This is a genomic window from Paenibacillus oryzisoli (assembly GCF_001653565.1).
Taxonomy (GTDB): domain Bacteria; phylum Bacillota; class Bacilli; order Paenibacillales; family NBRC-103111; genus Paenibacillus_E; species Paenibacillus_E oryzisoli.
The window spans coordinates 115,094-132,406 of the sequence record NZ_LYPB01000091.1 but is presented as its reverse complement, the minus strand read 5'-3'; the positions used below and the strand labels follow the sequence as shown (position 1 = coordinate 132,406).

General features: G+C 45.1%; 14 protein-coding genes. 9 read left to right on the top strand and 5 right to left on the bottom strand.

Translation table 11 applies throughout. The annotated features are described in order from the left end of the window. The first annotated feature begins 9 nt into the window (after positions 1-9). The 3 genes from A8708_RS30720 to gyrA all read left to right on the top strand — a co-directional run bounded on the left by A8708_RS30720 (position 10) and on the right by gyrA (position 5,560). Positions 10-1,002, top strand: a complete 993-nt coding sequence (locus A8708_RS30720; protein WP_082927916.1) for an ABC transporter permease subunit — start codon at positions 10-12, stop codon at positions 1,000-1,002. A gap of 27 nt (positions 1,003-1,029) precedes the next feature. Then, complete coding sequence (parE, locus tag A8708_RS30715) at positions 1,030-3,003, top strand: DNA topoisomerase IV subunit B (RefSeq protein ID WP_068670199.1); 1,974 nt, start codon at positions 1,030-1,032, stop codon at positions 3,001-3,003. A gap of 115 nt (positions 3,004-3,118) precedes the next feature. Beyond that, positions 3,119-5,560, top strand: coding sequence for a DNA gyrase subunit A (gene gyrA / locus A8708_RS30710; protein WP_068670198.1), 2,442 nt, complete (start codon positions 3,119-3,121; stop codon positions 5,558-5,560). On the opposite strand, the gene A8708_RS35695 is transcribed toward gyrA, so the two are convergent. Next, entirely contained in the window at positions 5,551-5,718 is a 168-nt protein-coding gene (locus tag A8708_RS35695) for a hypothetical protein (RefSeq protein WP_157265131.1), read from the bottom strand. The two genes, gyrA and A8708_RS35695, sit on opposite strands and share 10 nt — an antisense overlap. Before the next feature lie 330 nt (positions 5,719-6,048). Here A8708_RS35695 and A8708_RS30705 point away from each other — a divergent pair, with 330 nt between their 5' ends. Next, complete coding sequence (locus A8708_RS30705) at positions 6,049-6,453, top strand: MarR family winged helix-turn-helix transcriptional regulator (protein WP_068670441.1); 405 nt, start codon at positions 6,049-6,051, stop codon at positions 6,451-6,453. A gap of 19 nt (positions 6,454-6,472) precedes the next feature. Here A8708_RS30705 and A8708_RS30700 read toward each other — a convergent pair whose 3' ends face one another. From A8708_RS30700 to A8708_RS30690, 3 genes are all read right to left on the bottom strand, one after another. Next, on the bottom strand, positions 6,473-7,096 hold the full coding sequence (locus A8708_RS30700) for an RluA family pseudouridine synthase (RefSeq protein ID WP_082927930.1): 624 nt from the start codon (positions 7,094-7,096) through the stop codon (positions 6,473-6,475). 90 nt (positions 7,097-7,186) lie between these two features. Next, positions 7,187-8,053 carry a class I SAM-dependent methyltransferase gene (locus tag A8708_RS30695; RefSeq protein ID WP_068670196.1) on the bottom strand — a complete coding sequence of 289 codons (867 nt, stop codon included), beginning with the start codon at positions 8,051-8,053 and terminating at the stop codon, positions 7,187-7,189. 54 nt (positions 8,054-8,107) lie between these two features. Next, entirely contained in the window at positions 8,108-9,229 is a 1,122-nt protein-coding gene (locus A8708_RS30690) for a peptidylprolyl isomerase (RefSeq protein ID WP_068670195.1), read from the bottom strand. Positions 9,230-9,411: 182 nt separating this feature from the next. Between A8708_RS30690 and glgB the strand changes: the two genes are divergently transcribed. The 5 genes from glgB (at position 9,412) to cls (ending at position 16,679) form a co-directional block, all read left to right on the top strand. Continuing rightward, positions 9,412-11,418, top strand: coding sequence for a 1,4-alpha-glucan branching protein GlgB (glgB, locus tag A8708_RS30685; protein ID WP_068670194.1), 2,007 nt, complete (start codon positions 9,412-9,414; stop codon positions 11,416-11,418). Next, complete coding sequence (locus A8708_RS30680; RefSeq protein WP_068670193.1) at positions 11,361-12,509, top strand: glucose-1-phosphate adenylyltransferase; 1,149 nt, start codon at positions 11,361-11,363, stop codon at positions 12,507-12,509. Before glgB ends, A8708_RS30680 begins: the two co-directional genes overlap by 58 nt. 6 nt (positions 12,510-12,515) lie before the next feature. Then, complete coding sequence (gene glgD / locus A8708_RS30675; protein WP_068670192.1) at positions 12,516-13,628, top strand: glucose-1-phosphate adenylyltransferase subunit GlgD; 1,113 nt, start codon at positions 12,516-12,518, stop codon at positions 13,626-13,628. A 50-nt stretch (positions 13,629-13,678) separates the two neighbouring features. Then, entirely contained in the window at positions 13,679-15,115 is a 1,437-nt protein-coding gene (gene glgA / locus A8708_RS30670) for a glycogen synthase GlgA (protein ID WP_068670190.1), read from the top strand. 109 nt (positions 15,116-15,224) lie between these two features. Beyond that, positions 15,225-16,679, top strand: coding sequence for a cardiolipin synthase (gene cls / locus A8708_RS30665; RefSeq protein WP_068670439.1), 1,455 nt, complete (start codon positions 15,225-15,227; stop codon positions 16,677-16,679). Positions 16,680-16,769: 90 nt separating this feature from the next. Here the strand turns inward: cls and A8708_RS30660 are convergent, their stop codons facing one another. Continuing rightward, complete coding sequence (locus A8708_RS30660) at positions 16,770-17,195, bottom strand: VOC family protein (protein WP_056620783.1); 426 nt, start codon at positions 17,193-17,195, stop codon at positions 16,770-16,772. Positions 17,196-17,313: the final 118 nt, after the last annotated feature.

Sequence of the window (17,313 nt, the reverse complement as noted above, 5' to 3'; positions counted from 1 at the left end):
GTGAATGAATTGACAGGACTCTATGCTTTAGTTAAAAATGAAATGATAAAAATGATTAAGAAAAAGCGATTTTATGTCATTCTACTTATTCTTCTTGCTTTAATTCCCATGTTCACTTATGCTCAAATGCGAGTTGCTCAACATACGCAGAAGCAATTTGGTACATCGGATTGGAAGGCGGATCAGCGTCAGAAGGTGACCGATTGGGAGAAACGTCTCAGTTCGGCACGAACACCAGATGAGTGGAAGCAGCAATTGCGTGTTCAAATTCAAATTGCGAATTATTATTTAGAACAAGACGTGAATCCAAGTTCGCCGAATGCGGTTACATTTACACGTGAATTTGTGAAAAATGCGGTGGGATTATTTATTCCGTTGATTATCATGGTCATTTCAGCAGATATCGTATCATCCGAGCATTCTACGGGGACTATTAAATTATTGTTGACAAGACCGGTCAGGCGTTGGAAAATCCTATTGAGTAAATTAATTACCGTGATCTTCTTTACTTCACTGACTGTGTTGTCGACGGGATTGATCTGTTACTTGATTTCTGGTGTAGTATTTGGTTACAACGGGTGGAACATGCCGATCTTCACAGGCATACAGTTATCAGGGGCAGATGTCGATTTTAGTCGTGTTCGCGCCGTAGATCAGTGGTTTTTTCTCTTAATGGAATTCGGCTTAGTATGGTTTACAGCGATCGTAGTAGCGATCATGTCGCTCATGCTTTCTGTACTAATTCGATCAACCGCAGCAGGTATGGGGGTCATGCTTGCCGTATTAATATCAGGAACCATTCTATCCAACATGGTTTCCTCGTGGGAAACGGCTAAATATTTGTTTATGGTCAACTTGGACCTTACCAAATATTTAACAGGAGGCATCCCACCGATTCAAGGTATGGATTTAGGGTTCTCGCTTAGTGTGTTAAGTGTATGGACTATACTAGCGCTTATCGTTTCGTTTACGGTATTTTCGCGCAAAGATATTTTAAACTAGAGATTAAAGAGATAAAGGAGGGCTCCAATGGCTGAGCAGCTAGAATTTGCGAAAGGGAAAGCCCCGACTCCCACGACAGATTACGAAGCAGATGATATTCAAGTCTTGGAAGGGCTTGTTGCTGTTCGTAAAAGACCAGGGATGTATATTGGCAGTACCAGTTCTTCAGGTCTTCATCATTTGATCTGGGAAATCGTAGATAATGCAGTCGATGAGCATCTGGCAAAACATTGTTCCAAAATTAATGTCACGATACATAAAGATCAATCGGTAACTGTCCAAGATAACGGCCGCGGTATTCCTACAGGTATGCATAAGACAGGTGTGCCAACGCCTCAAGTTGTATTTACTATTCTTCACGCAGGTGGTAAATTCGGCGGTTCCGGTTATAAGAAATCTGGCGGATTACACGGGGTTGGTGCATCTGTAACGAATGCACTCTCCGAGTGGTTGGAAGTAGAGATTAACCGAGAGGGCAAAGTGCATAAGATGCGCTTTGAGTATTGGGTTGATGACAAAGGCATTGAGCATGTCGGTGAACCGGTCACAGGACTTGAAGTAATCGGCAACACGAATCGCACAGGAACGAAAGTAACATTCAAACCAGATAAACGCGTCTTCCAAGGTGGAACGACGATTAACTACGATACGCTTGCTGAGCGGCTGCAGGAAATTGCATTCCTGAACTCAGGACTTCAAGTAAACCTCAAAGACGAACGCACAGATAAAGTAGACCAGTTTCAATATGAAGGCGGTGCTAGCCAGTTCGTAGCCTTCCTAAACGAAGAGAAGACCGTGCTGCATCCTGTCATTCATTTTGCCTCGGAGAAGGACGAAATTGAAGTTGAAGTTGCACTCCAATACAATGATGGCTATACGGAGACGATAGCATCGTTCGTTAACTCAATACCAACTCGCGGCGGCGGAACGCATGAGACAGGTTTTAAGACAGCGTACACGCGTGTCATGAATGAATATGCCCGTAAAGGGGGCATTCTCAAGGAAAAGGATAAAAATCTCGATGGGACGGATCTCAGAGAAGGTATGATGGTTGTCATCAATATCAAAATGGGTGATGTTGAATTCGTAGGTCAAACAAAGGATCAATTAGGAAGTGCTATTGCACGTAGTGCCGTGGACGCTGTTGTATCCGATAAAATGACCGTTTTTCTTGAAGAAAATCCGCAAATCGCCCAAATGATGCTGAAGAAGGCCGTACAAGCATCAAGAGCGAGAGAAGCTGCACGTAAAGCGCGTGAAGAAATTCGCAGCGGCAAGAAAGGCAAGAGCGAGAGCTCGAACCTGAATGGAAAGCTTACACCTGCGCAATCCAAGGATTTGCAGCGGAATGAACTATTTATCGTGGAAGGCGACTCCGCTGGCGGATCGGCGAAACAAGGGCGGGATTCCAAGCATCAAGCGATATTACCGCTCAAAGGCAAGCCGATGAATCCAGAGAAAGCAAAGCTCCTTGATATTTTGAAAAATGAAGAATACAAAGCCATAATTGCTGCGATTGGAGCAGGAGTTGGCTCGGAGTTCGAAGCAGAAGAGACGAATTATGGCAAAATTATTCTAATGACAGATGCCGACACGGATGGTGCACACATTCAAGTGCTGCTGCTAACGTTCTTCTATCGTTATATGAAGCCATTGATTGATGCTGGCAAAGTGTATATTGCGCAGCCTCCACTGTATAAAGTGACGAGAAAAGGTAAAAATGGTGGTCATAAATACGCTTGGACGGATGATCAGCTGCAGGGTGTCGTGAAAGAGCTTGGTAAGAACACAGAGCTTCAGCGGTATAAAGGATTAGGTGAGATGAATCCGGATCAATTGTGGGAAACGACGATGAATCCAGAAAGTCGAACACTGCTCCAAGTGCAGATTGAAGATGCAGCCAAAGCAGAACGACGTGTGACAACATTAATGGGCGATAAAGTAGATCCACGTAAGAGATGGATTATCGAAAACGTTGATTTTACGGAATATGTTGAGTAATTAAAATAAACGACTACGTCGTCCTCTAAGGACGAGAGCGTTTATCAAAAATATAGACAACTTATTATGTGAAACATATAAATTGTTATATTTCAAAAAGAGTGGTGACGAGAAAGTGAGCATTTTAGAAGAGTTTTTACCAGCCTTTCTGGAGGAGATCGTAGGTGATCGCTTCGGTCGGTATTCCAAATATATTATTCAAGACCGTGCGATACCGGACGTAAGAGATGGCTTGAAGCCAGTTCAACGTCGTGTGTTGTATGCGATGTATGACTCCGGCAATACGCCAGATAAGCCATACCGGAAGTCTGCCAAAACCGTCGGGGATGTGATGGGTAACTATCATCCACATGGTGATTCGTCGATCTATGATGGTATGGTTCGTATGGCACAGCCATGGAAAATGGGTCACACGCTCGTCGATGGACATGGTAACTGGGGTTCCTTAGACGATGATCCGCCTGCAGCTATGCGATACACAGAAGCGCGTTTGTCAGAAATTGCGATGGAATTACTGCGCGATATTGAGAAGCGCACGGTCATGTTCAAAGATAATTTCGATAATTCAACCAAAGAACCAGTTGTCCTACCTGCACGCTATCCGAATCTGTTAGTTAACGGCGTTAGCGGTATCTCTGCAGGCTTTGCTACGGAAATTCCGCCTCATAACCTACGTGAAATTATTGACGCTTGTATGGCGATGATCGATACACCGGAAATCACGGTTGAAGAGTTAATGACGATTGTCAAAGGACCTGATTTCCCTACTTCAGGGATTATCATGGGAGAAGAAGGCATTCGCGAAGCTTACCGCACGGGTAAAGGTCGTATATATATTCGGTCCAAAACGGCGATCGAAGAGATGCGCGGCGGCAGACAGCAAATCGTGATTACGGAAATCCCTTACCAAGTGGTTAAATCCCGGTTAGTGACGGCGATGGAAAATATCCGTTTGGAGAAAAAAATCGAGGGTATTGCCGAAGTGCGGGATGAAAGCGGACGGAATGGGCTTCGTATTGTGATCGAGCTTAAGAAGGAAGCGGATGCACAAGGGATTTTGGCTTATTTGCTGAAAAAAACGGATCTGCAAGTTACGTATAACTTCAACATGGTTGCGATTGTGAATAAAGCACCTCGCCAGCTCGGTATACGAGAGATTCTGGAAGCTTATATTGAGCACCAGAAAGAGGTCGTTACATTCCGCTCCCAATATGAATTGGAAAAAGCGGAAGATCGTGCACATGTCCTCGAAGGACTTGTGAAAGCACTGAATATTTTGGATGAGGTTATTGCCACAATCAAAGCATCGAAGAATCGGCAGGACGCTCAAAATAATCTCGTAGAAAAGTTTCATTTTTCGGAAAGACAAGCTGATGCGATTCTCGTCCTGCAATTATACCGTTTAACGAATTTGGAAATAACAACGCTGGAGAAAGAACTGAAGGACGTCCAGAAAACAATTGCCTATTTGCGCGGAATTCTGGGCAGCTTGAAGAAGCTCCTGGGTGTGATTAAAGATGAGATGGGCGAGATTCGCAAGAAATATGGAATCGATCGCCGCTCGGAGATCCAAGGAGAAGTCGAAGAACTGAAAGTGAATCTTGAAGTTCTTGTAACAGCGGAAGATGTGCTTGTCACCTTGTCCAATGAAGGCTACTTGAAACGTACAAGCAAGCTATCCTTCACGCGTTCAGGTGGTGAGCTTGAGAATACGGGCATGAAGGAAGGCGATTACCTTCGTTTCTTGCTGGATGTCAATACGATCGAGAGCTTGCTGATTTTCACGAAGAAGGGGCAATACTACTTATTGCCTGTCCATCAAATTCCGGAGTATAAGTGGAAAGACAACGGAACAGCGATCGTGAATGTCATCCCAATTGCCAAGGAAGATCGCATCGTGAATGTCATTCCTGTGAAGGGCTTTGAGGATCCGACGAAGTCACTCGTGTTCGTTACACGAAAGGGTCAAGTGAAGCGGACTGAGCTGAAAGAATACATGACGAATCGATCTAATGCGATCGTTGCGTGTAAGCTTAGTGAGCAAGATGAAGTGCTGCATGTTCAAATGAGTGACAATACGAAGGAAATTCTTCTCGTCACGAAACAAGGCATGAGCATTCGCTTCCGTGAGGAAGAAGTAAACCCGATGGGCCGTGCAGCCGCAGGTGTTCGCGGCATCCAGCTCAAGGATGACGATGAAGTCGTGTCAGCTGAGTGGATCTATGGGGATGAAGGGGAAGTACTGGTGATCTCGGACCTCGGGTATGCGAAGCGATCTCTTGTGGTGGACTATCCAATTCAAGGTCGCGGCGGTAAGGGGATAATTACCTTCGAGTTCAAAGAAGGTAAGCGTGTCAGACCGAACGGTTCAGCGTTAATCCGGACTTTCATTGTGAAAATGGATTATTTAATTACGGCTGTTATGAGTAATGGCGAGAAGTTGCGATTCTCAACCGAGACAGCTCCGTTAGAAGATCGTAAAGCTCAGGGTAAATCGCTCATTCCTGTGACGAAAACAGAATCGATTGTAGAGATTCTGCGTTTTCCTCAATCGTAACTAACGGTTGGAGGATCCAATTTCTCAATTAATGCAAAAGCTAACTCTAATAAGACCCACAGGGGCATCGGTTCGTCTAATCGATCCAGCCACTGTGGGTCTTTTAGCATTCCGGCTTCCAACGCTTTGCGGCCTAGCTCTACTTTCCAAGCTTCCAATGCAATCACTCCTTGAACGTAAGTTGACAGCCATGCAGGTTAAATTTCTCTGGCGTGAAAGGGATACGTCGTAATTTCAAGGGAGCATGACACCTTCGATTAGTATATGTATGTACTGGGCAACTTGTTAAAAGAAGTCGATTCACTTGTCATTCTACACAAGACTAGACAAACTATGGGAAGGCTCGACAACAGGTATCAGCAAACCACAGCATGTCCATGAATCTCGCAATTTTTGTAAGAAAATATTAATGGCATTAATCTTTAAAGTAGAGAAAAGGCATGCTATACTTGCTGTAAATAGGTGAAAATGGAAGTGAGTTGATGAGGATGTATTCCGATGAATTCGGAAAGCTATGGCTAAAATTATCGAAGGAATTGAAAAATCAGATGGAGGTAGGCTTAGCTCCTACGATTACGGAAGGACAACTGAATGTGCTTGAATTGCTCCTAATCCATGAACGTATGAAGCCTTCGGATTTAATCGAGTATTTATCCACGACACCTGCGGCCGTTACAACCTTGCTAGACCGGATGGAAAAAGCGGAGTTGATTACCCGTGTGCGCGATGAGAAGGATCGCCGTATCGTTTGGATTAATGTCACGGACAAAGGAAAAGCGGAATGCGAGAGAGGCCGTGGAATCCGTGAAGAACTGTTGGATTCGTACCTGAATCGCGTTTCCGCTCATAATCAGAAATTGCTTATTTATTTATTGGGCAAGGTTGCCAATTAATTGGAGTCTCATCATTCCTTCATAGCTCGGGAATGGTGAATTGATTCCAAGGTCGCTGTTCTGGCGGCAGCGATCGGAAATGCATGTTCTCCTTGAGCACAGGATGCTCAAAGGATAGTGCCGTCGCCCACAGCGCGAGCTGTTGGCCAGGTTTGTTGACAGCGCTGCCGTAGCGCTGGTCCCCATACAGCGTGCAGCCAATGGCAGCCAGCTGCACGCGGATCTGATGCGGCCGCCCGGTATGCAGCTTGATCCCAATCAAGCTGAGCCCGTCTTGGCTGCCGAGCAGCTTGTAGTCCAGCACCGCCTCCTTGGCGTCCTGCTGGCCTGCCTTGACCACGCTGACGGTATTCGTCCGCGTATCCTTCCACAGCCAGTGGCGCAGCGTAGCGGCCGGCTGGGAGGGTTTACCGTGCACGACAGCGACGTACGTCTTGTCGAGCTGCCTTGTTCTGACCGCGTCTGAAAGTCGGGACGCGGCTTTTGATGTTTTGGCGAAGACCATCACGCCGCCAACGGGACGATCCAAGCGATGGACAAGCCCGAGGTAGACATTGCCGGGCTTGTTATACCGCTCCTTGATGTCCGCCTTCAAGGCGTTCAGCAAGTCAAGATCACGTGACTCGTCTTCCTGCGTAGGCATGTTGACGGGCTTCTCAACCACGAGAATGTGGTTGTCTTCGAAGAGAATCGGGATTTGCGATGCACCGTAGTCATCCTTGAATGCCACCGCTTACGCCTCCCAGCGTCCCAGAATTCCGCAAGGAAGCATAAGACCGGAGTGTGTGATCGGAAGTCCGATTTCACCGCTGGAGATCGTTCCGCCATGCTTGTCTTTCATCGCCATGGTCAAAATATTCTGAAGCACAGTAGCCGAGATGCCTGTCGTATAGGAATTGATTAACAGGAACAACGGGTTGTCCGTCAAAATTGACTGGCAAGTCTGGATGAAGGGAAAGAGATCATCTTCCAGTTTCCAAGTTTCACCGTTAGGCCCACGTCCATAAGAAGGTGGATCCATAATGATCGCATCGTACTTGCTGCCGCGGCGTTGTTCTCTCTGCACGAATTTGAACACATCATCCGTAATGAAACGAACAGGCTTGGAGCCCATGCCGCTAAGATGCAAGTTTTCCTTCGCCCATTGTACAACACCTTTAGATGCATCGACGTGGCATACTTCCGCGCCAGCGTGTGCGCAAGCCAGTGATGCTCCGCCAGTGTAAGCGAACAAGTTAAGTACTTTAATCGGACGACCAGCACCTTTAATCTTGTCCATCATCCATTTCCAGTTCACCGCTTGCTCAGGAAAGAGTCCCGTATGTTTAAAGCTAGTTGGTTTAATATAAAAAGTTAGCTTCTGATCATACGTAATCGTCCAACGCTCAGGGAGCTCAGCATGCTGCTGCCACCCACCGCCGCCGCTGGAGCTTCGGTGATAATGCGCATCCGCTTGACGCCAAGCTGGCGTTTCTTTCTGTAGGGGCCAAATAATCTGTGGGTCGGGTCTGCGAAGCACAATCGTACCCCACCGTTCAAGCTTTTCGCCGCCGCCCGTATCGAGCAGCTCATAATCGACCCAGTCTTTTGCATAAAACATGTTGCAATCCATCCTTCAACTTGATTTCTTCACTAAACAACCATTGTACACCATTTATTGACCTAAATCGATCTTTTCAATCAGAGTAGGCAGCTCTTTTTCCACGAATTGTTGGTATTGTGCCTGTTCAGCCGACGCACGCAGCGAATCTTTCACTGCAGCAAGTGGTTTAACAGAGCGAGAATCAACTTTGATCACATGGTAGCCAAACTCCGTTTCGACAGGATCGCCAATCACACCAACTGCTTGTGAGATCGCAGCGTTTTTGAAACCTTCAACCCATTGACTCACATCGGCATCCGCATAAAGGCCACCGTTATCTTTCGATCCTGGATCTTCAGAGTATTGCTTAGCAAGCGCAGCGAAATCTCCGCCATTTTTGAGCTTCTGTTGAATATCCTTGGCAAGTGTTAGCGCTTCTGCTTTCGTGCGAAGAGCTTTGCCCGCTGGGTCCGTAAGTCCGATCAAAATATGACGTACAGATGCGATCGTGAATGCATCTTTATTGGCAGCAAGTGCGGCATCATACTGGGATTTCAATTGATCGTCCGTAACGCTGGACTTCAAGTAATTAGTCGCAGTCATACTGCCGACAAGAAAGTACTGAAGTTCAGTTTCAGTCACTTTTGCGTTTTTCAAATCGGTTTGAAACTTATCACTGCCCATTTGCTGCTTCCATGCAGAAACCTGTCCAGCAGCACTCTTTTTTGCAGCTTCTTGGTCAGCTTCAGACGCGCGACCATAGAGAATCCGGTTCGTCACTAATTCTTTCAGAACACTTGTCTGATAGTCGATATTGTCTTTAGAGCTTGCAAATGCACTATCTAACAGTGATTTGAGGTTAAAAACCACATCGAACTCAGCTTTCGTCACCGTTCCGCCTGTGTAAGTTGCAACGACTTGGTTCGGATTGTTGCCGATCCAAATGGTACTTGTTGCATCATCCCACGTAACTTTTTTGCCAAGGGAGTCGCTCATAAAACGCAAGGGAACATAAGTATCCCCTTCATAAATAAATCCTTTCGCGCCAGTTGGCGCTTTCTCGACACCATCAAACATGTACGTCAGATTACGGAAAGCAACTTCGATTTGTGTACCAGCTGCAAATGCTACAGTTCCACTTAAAACTGAACCAATGGTTAAACCTACGATAAGTCCTTTTACTTTGTCCTTCATTATGAGTGATCCACCTTTCATATCATGTCCTACCATTAATTCACCGAAGGTTTAGAGATTTCCTTTTTTTTATTCAGAATGAATTGAAGGAATTCATTACCTCTTTGTTGTATTTGTAGAGGTAGAGTCGTTTCATTACACGCATCTTTGGGTAAAGACATGTCGAAATAAGGGGGGATAATGTGGGAGCAAATGTTGGTATACCCAGCTCCGAGGATTTATTTCTGCTTCATGAAGGATCCCTTTTCCACAGTTATCGTATCTTAGGGGCACATGTTAGCAAAGAAAAAGGGCATGAAGGTGTTCGATTCGCCGTTTGGGCACCGCATGCGAGATTCGTGTTTGTCCTTGGTGATTTCAATGATTGGCAATCCGGCGAGCATACGATGGAAAGAATTAGTTCATTAGGACTTTGGATGGTGTTCATTCCAGAAGCACGTGAAGGCGACTATTACAAGTTCGAAATCCATAGTCAGACAGGGCAGATTTTGTTAAAAGCTGATCCTTATGCCTTCTATTCTGAATTAAGACCCGGTACGGCATCACGGGTTGTTGATTTAGAGGGGTATGATTGGCAAGATCAAGCTTGGCAACAGCAGAAGAAGGAAGTTCCCGCTTATAACAAGCCGCTATCCATTTATGAGGTACACTTGGGTACTTGGCGTAAGAAAGATCGTACAAGTGAGGAACTCTATACGTACGAACAATTAACCAACGAATTGGTGGATTATGCCGCTGAAATGGGGTATACCCATATTGAAGTCATGCCCCTTGCGGAGCATCCCTTCGATCGTTCTTGGGGGTATCAAGCAACGGGATACTTTTCAGTGACGAGTCGTCACGGAGCACCCAAAGATTTCATGCGTTTCGTAGATCGCTGTCATCAGAAGGGAATCGGGGTCATTATGGACTGGGTCCCAGGCCATTTCTGCAAGGACAGTCATGGACTCCGCCAGTTTGATGGCTTGCCTCTATATGAATATGAAGACCCTCGCAAAGCAGAGAAGCTGGAGTGGGGGACACTTACTTTCGATTTCGGGAGACCAGAGGTTCAGAGTTTCTTAATTTCAAATGCGTTATTTTGGATGGACATGTATCATATGGATGGGATTAGGGTGGACGCTGTTGCTTCTATGCTGCATCTTAATTTCGGCAGATGGGATGAGGAACCGATCTTTAATCAACATGGCGGCGATGAGAATTTGGAAGCTGTTGCGTTCATTCGCAAGTTAAACCAAGTTATATTCTCCTATTACCCAGACGCGCTGATGATGGCGGAAGACTCCACGGATTGGCCGCTTGTGACAGCTCCTGTGCATGAAGGTGGGCTTGGGTTCAACTACAAGTGGAATATGGGTTGGATGAACGATATGCTTAAATATATGAAACTGGATCCCATCCACCGCCGATATAATCACAAGCTGATTACTTTCTCGTTCATGTATGCGTGGAGTGAGAATTATGTACTCCCCTTGTCGCATGACGAGGTCGTGCATGGGAAGCGTTCACTCCTGCATAAGATGCCAGGAGACTATTGGCAGAAATTCGCTAATCTGCGGGTATTATATGGCTATATGTCGGGGCATCCAGGGAAAAAGCTGCTCTTCATGGGAAGTGAATTCGGTCAATTCGATGAATGGAAGGATCTCGAAGAGTTAGATTGGTTTCTTCTTGACGGCTACGAGAAACACGAGCAGATGCATCGATATGTGAAGTCGTTGAATCAATTTTATTTGAGCGAACCGGCTTTGTGGCAGCTGGATCATGATCCAGTAGGTTTTGCATGGATTAATCCCCATGACGAGAGCCAAAGTGTTGTCACCTATATGCGAAAAGGGAAATCGCCGGAGGATGAACTTATCCTTGTGTGTAATTTTACACCCGTTGTTCATCCGGATTATCGAATCGGCGTTCCGAAATTAGGACTGTATGAGGTAGTATTTAATAGCGACGCGACAGAGTTCGGTGGTTCCGGTCAGGGGAATACACTGCCAATCACAAGTAAAGCAAGTTCCATGCATGGCTTGCCATACAGTTTATCGTTATGTATTCCGCCGCTTGCGGCTGTCTATATCAAGTGTGTGAGTGAATTCCAATCAGAGATTGATGAAGGTGAAGGGGGAAATCAAATATGCGCAGTAAAGAATGTGTTGCTATGCTCCTCGCTGGAGGAGAAGGGCGAAGATTAGGCGTACTGACGAACAATTTAGCTAAGCCAGCTGTTCACTTTGGCGGCAAATATCGCATCATTGATTTTACTCTCAGCAATTGTACGAATTCCGGGATTGATACAGTAGGTGTACTTACGCAGTATCAGCCGCTCGTGCTTAATACGTACATTGGTATTGGAAGCTCTTGGGACCTTGACCGCAAGTATGGCGGCGTAACTGTGCTGCCGCCCTTCATGGAGCAAAAAGGCGGAGATTGGTACAAAGGAACTGCAAACGCGATTTATCGGAATATCGGCTTTATTGAGCAGTATGATCCCGAATACGTCTTGGTCATCTCGGGTGACCATATTTATAAAATGGATTACGATCTCATGCTCTCCTATCACAAAGAGAAAAAAGCGGATGCAACAATCGCGGTTATCGAAGTGAAATGGGAAGAGACAAGCCGATTCGGCATCATGAGCGTAAATGAGAAGCAAGAGATTACGGAATTCGCTGAAAAGCCGAAGGAAGCAAACTCTAACTTGGCTTCTATGGGGATTTACATTTTTAACTGGAAGGCCTTGAAATCGTATTTGCTTGAAGATGAGGCGAATCCTGAATCTAGTAAGGATTTCGGGAAAGATATCATTCCTATGATGTTGAAAGATGAAGCGAGAATGTTTGCTTATCCATTCCAAGGCTATTGGAAGGATGTCGGAACCATTGATAGTTTATGGGAAGCTAATATGGACCTTTTAGATGACAATAATGAACTTAACTTAAATGATAAAGATTGGCGTGTATATTCACAGAATCCGTACCAACCTGCACAATACGTAGCGCCAACGGCAAATATTAAACGTTCATTGGTGAATGAAGGTTGTGCGATTTTTGGAGATGTTGATCATTCTGTTCTCTTTTTCGGCGTGCAAGTCGGTGAAGGCAGCCAAATTAAGGATTCCGTCATTATGCCGAATGCCAAGATCGGTAATAACGTAACGATTATCAAAGCCATTATTGGTGAGAATACAGTCGTTGAAGATGGTGCAGTTGTTGATGGCAATGGTGAAATTGTACTTATTGGCGGTAACGAACGGGTAACAGGCTACGCTAATCAGAAGGGATGATATCAGATGAAACATGTGATGGGAGTCATTAATTTAGTCAATGAACCGGATGATTTGGAGGAACTGACTTATTTCCGCTGCCCGGCATCTGTGCCTTTCGGCGGTCGTTATCGGTTAATCGATTTTGCATTGTCCAATATGGTGAATTCCGGAATTGATAATGTGGCTGTATTCACACAGCACAAATATCGTTCACTGATGGATCATCTGGGATCTGGTAAAGAGTGGGACTTGGATCGTAAGCGTGGGGGACTTTTCGTTTTGCCTTCTGTATTGGATGAGCCGACGGGGATCTCGCGCGGAGATTTGTACCAGTTCTATAGTCATCGAGACTATTTCTACCGAGGTAAAGAAGAGTTCGTAATCATTTCCCGCAGTCACATGGTGTGCAATCTGGATCTGAACGATGCTGTTCGTTACCATGAAGATATGCAAGCGGACATCACTGTCATTTATAAACAAACGGATGAAGAAATTCATGGTAAATTCCGCCGTATGGCTGTTAAGGAATCAGGTCAGGTGACGTTAATGGAAGATCACACAGGCCGTCTGCGGACAAACAACATCTCCATGGAAATGTATATCATGAGCAAGGCTTTACTATTGGATATGGTGGAATCCTGCTTAGCGCAAGGGTATGACCATTTGGTACGTGACGGTATTATGAAAAATATTGATAAACTGAGTGTGTACGGCTATAAGTTTGAAGGTCATTTGGGCATTGTGAACTCCATACAAGGCTACTACAAGCACAGCATGCAGCTGTTGAACCCAGCCATTTGGCGGGAGCTGTTCTTCCAAAAGAACAATCTCGTCTATACCAAGGTCAAGGATGAGCCGCCTGCGAAATATATGGAAACTGCTGCTACCAAAAATACACTAATCGCGAATGGTTGCCAAATTGAAGGAAAAGTAGAGAACAGCATACTATTCCGCGGAGTGAAAATCCGCAAAGGCGCTTACGTGAAAAATAGTATTATCCTGCAAAACTGCGAAATCGAGGAAAACGTAATTATCGAGAATTCTATTCTAGATAAGGATGTCTTCATTAGCCGTGGTCGCGTATTAACGGGTGACAATAAAGCACCATTCATTGCAGCGAAAACCAAAGTGATCTAATTGCAATGTGGTATTAGATCAGGTTCGAGCAAAGTTGAAGGAGTGGCATGATGAGAATACTGTTCGCGGCTTCGGAGGCCGTTCCTTTTATAAAGACAGGTGGACTCGCTGATGTGATCGGCTCCTTACCCAAGGAGCTGACACGTCAAGGACTTGATGTGCGGGTTATTTTACCCAAATATGGTGATATTCCAGCTAAGTATCGGGATGAGATGTCACAACTGGCATCATTTGAAGTGCAATTGGGTTGGCGTAAGCAGTTTATCGGAATTGATATGCTTGTGCATGAAGGGGTTACCTTCTATTTTGTCGATAATGAATTTTACTACAAGCGTCCTGGTATTTATGGTTACGGGGATGAGGCGGAGCGGTTTGGTTTCTTCTGCAAAGGGGTCATTGAGGCCCTGCCGTACTTGGATTTCAAACCCGACGTGATCCATTGTCATGATTGGCAAGCGGGCATGATTCCTGTTCTACTGAAGGCGCACTATCTCCACTTGCCTTTCTTTAGCCAAATTAAGACGATGACAACCGTACACAATTTGAAATACCAAGGTGTATTTGGTCAAGGCGTGTTTAAGGATTTGTTCGGTTTGTCCGATGATCACTTCTCAGGAACAGCCCTAGAGCTTCATGGAGGCGCAAGCTTCCTGAAGGGTGGACTGCTCTATGCTGATCAGATCACAACGGTTAGTCAGACGTATGCAGAAGAGATCCAAACACCGTATTACGGCGAGTTCCTGGACAGCTTGCTGCGTCACCGCAAAGATCAATTAACAGGTATCGTGAATGGGATTGATTATGACATCTTCGATCCAATGACGGACAAAAATTTGGTTGTGAATTACCGGGATTCTTTATCGAAGAAGACACAGAATAAGACAGCGCTTCAGGAGCGTCTAGGACTTCCTGTGAGTGGTGATATTCCGATGATTGTACTGGTCACTCGTCTTGTCCAACAGAAGGGTCTAGATCTGATACAGCATGTGCTCCGTGAAATTCTTGCCTTGGACATCCAGCTCGTCGTTCTTGGAACTGGCGAACCTGTTTATGAACAAATGTTCAGGAACGCTGCCATCACGCACCCGACTAAGGTGTCAGCTCATATTTATTTTGATGAAGCGTTAGCACATCAGTTCTACGCGGCGTCCGATCTCTTCTTAATGCCATCACAATTCGAGCCATGTGGCATCGGACAGTTGATTGCACTGCGCTATCGTTCCGTGCCAATCGTACGTGAAACTGGCGGTCTGAAGGACACCGTACAGCCTTATAATGAGTTTACAGGGGAAGGCACCGGGTTCTCCTTCACGAATTATAATGCGCATGATATGCTGCATATCATTAGAAGAGCGGTTTTCTTTTACAAAAATGATCGTGATAGTTGGTTGAAAATTGGGAACAATATGAAAAAAGGTGACTTTAGCTGGCGCAAATCGGCACAGCAATATATCACGCTTTACAACCAAATGACTTCTCACGTATAGGAAGAAAGCCTCTAAATTCGAAAGAATGAGGAGGCTTTTTTCGTTATCTAGAAAATTCAGGTATAATAGACATAGACGAGTAAAGAGAGTTGGAGTGGTAGGGATGGGCATGGATTGGGTTTCTCATGTATTGACGTTGTTGTTCGTCGTAAATATTTTATTGGCGCTTACCGTGGTATTCTTAGAAAAGCGTAATGTGGCTGCCACATGGTCATGGTTAATGGTGTTATTATTCATTCCTATTCTAGGCTTTCTCTTGTATGTGATGTTGGGACAAAACTTAAGCCGCCGAAAGCTGTATAAATGGAATAAGCGAATGCAAGAGCGGATGCAGACTGTGATTGGCGAGCAGCGGCAGCAGCTTATGGAGGGGACTTTTCCCTATATTGATCCGATGGTTATGGAGTATCGCTATTTAATTTATTTGAATGTTGCTACGAATGATTCATTTCTGTCGCAAGATAACGACGTACACATTTTCACAGATGGGGTCGAGAAGTTTAATGATTTGATTGACCGAATGGAAGCTGCCCAGCACCATATTCATATGCAATATTATATTGTGAAAAATGATACCTTGGGCCAGCGGATTATGGAAGTGCTCACACGCAAAGCGAAACAAGGGGTAACCGTGCGGTTTCTCTACGATGATATTGGGTCACGTACGTTAAAGGATTCTTTTTTCAAAGACTTCAAGCAGGCTGGTGGTCAAAAGGCGGCATTCTTTCCGTCAAGTATTCCTTTTCTTAATTATCGTGTGAACTATCGAAATCATCGCAAGCTTGTGATTATTGACGGTCAGGTTGGCTATATTGGCGGATTCAATATTGGGAATGAGTATCTGGGCTTGGATCCGAAATTTGGTTATTGGCGGGATACCCATCTTCGATTGTCGGGCAGTGTCGTGAGGGCGTTGCAATCACGGTTCATCCTAGATTGGAACCTGGCCTCGACAGAAACATTGGACGTTGAAATGACGTATTTCCCTGCGATTTTGGAGAAAGCCAAGCAAGGACATGTTCCCATGCAAATTATTGCAAGTGGTCCGAATGAAACTTGGCCGCACTTTGTATACACATTTCTGAAGCTGATCCATCTGGCCAAAAGTCGAATATTGCTGCAAACACCTTATTTTATTCCCGAAGAAAGTATGTTGAATGCATTACGAATTGCAGCGTTATCGGGGATTGATGTCAGAATAATGATTCCTGAGAAGGCTGATCATTTATTCGTGCATTGGGCTTCCTTGTATTATGTGGGTGAGCTGTTAAGGGCAGGCGTGAAATGTTATTTGTATGATCACGGATTTCTACATGCCAAAACAATTATCGTCGATGGCAAAGTAGCCTCCGTCGGTACTGCGAATTTCGATATTCGCAGTCTAAGGCTTAATTTTGAGACGAATGCACTGATGTTTCATGAAGAGACGGCATCGAAGCTGGAAGAGACTTTCTGGATGGACATGGCGGGGTGTATGGAGTTGACGCTCGAGGAATATGAGAAGCGATCGCTTCGCATCCGATTCCTGGAATCAATTTCGAAGCTGATATCACCTATCTTATAGGGGAAAGAAGAAGGATTCCGTTAACTCACTTGAAGAAAGTGAGTTCTGGAATCCTTTTCATTTGCCAGACCTATGTGTGCGTAGTGATTATTAGAAACTTTCACCACTGTCAAGATTGAACTGCCAAAGAATGCCAAACTTGTCCTCAACTTGGCCATACAACTTGCTCCAGTCCGTTGCTTGAAGCTCCATGCCAATTTTTCCGCCTTCTTTGAGCTTATGGAAAGCATTTTGGATTTCATCGGCGTTAGCGCTAACGTAGGAAAGACTAATATTGTTGCCTACTACATAGGGCATACCAGGGAAAACATCAGAGAACATGAGCGGGCTTCCGTTAATATCTAGACGCGTGTGCATAACGCCATTCTTAGCTTCCTCAGGAAGCGGATAGTCAGGATGTGCTGGCATATCGCCGAATGTAATGATTTTGGGAGTGGGCAAATTAAATACTTCAGCATAGAAAGTCACAACTTCGCGCGTGTTTCCTTGGAAATTCAAATAAGCATTAATTGACATGACCATTCTCCTCTAATTGTGAAATTGGGACAACCTCCTATATTCTACCACTGGGTACGTAGAAAATCCACCAGACCAAAAGGTTCAATATTAGGACATGATCATGACATTGCAGTGG

Excerpts from the sequence above, each read along its gene's own strand:
- parE (WP_068670199.1), top strand. The coding sequence starts at position 1,030 with ATGGCTGAGCAGCTAGAATTTGCGAAAGGGAAAGCCCCGACTCCCACG.
- A8708_RS30705 (WP_068670441.1), top strand. The coding sequence starts at position 6,049 with ATGTATTCCGATGAATTCGGAAAGCTATGGCTAAAATTATCGAAGGAA.
- A8708_RS30700 (WP_082927930.1), bottom strand. The coding sequence starts at position 7,096 with ATGCCTACGCAGGAAGACGAGTCACGTGATCTTGACTTGCTGAACGCC.
- A8708_RS30695 (WP_068670196.1), bottom strand. The coding sequence starts at position 8,053 with ATGTTTTATGCAAAAGACTGGGTCGATTATGAGCTGCTCGATACGGGC.
- A8708_RS30690 (WP_068670195.1), bottom strand. The coding sequence starts at position 9,229 with ATGAAGGACAAAGTAAAAGGACTTATCGTAGGTTTAACCATTGGTTCA.
- A8708_RS30680 (WP_068670193.1), top strand. The coding sequence starts at position 11,361 with ATGCGCAGTAAAGAATGTGTTGCTATGCTCCTCGCTGGAGGAGAAGGG.
- glgD (WP_068670192.1), top strand. The coding sequence starts at position 12,516 with ATGAAACATGTGATGGGAGTCATTAATTTAGTCAATGAACCGGATGAT.
- glgA (WP_068670190.1), top strand. The coding sequence starts at position 13,679 with ATGAGAATACTGTTCGCGGCTTCGGAGGCCGTTCCTTTTATAAAGACA.
- cls (WP_068670439.1), top strand. The coding sequence starts at position 15,225 with ATGGATTGGGTTTCTCATGTATTGACGTTGTTGTTCGTCGTAAATATT.
- A8708_RS30660 (WP_056620783.1), bottom strand. The coding sequence starts at position 17,195 with ATGTCAATTAATGCTTATTTGAATTTCCAAGGAAACACGCGCGAAGTT.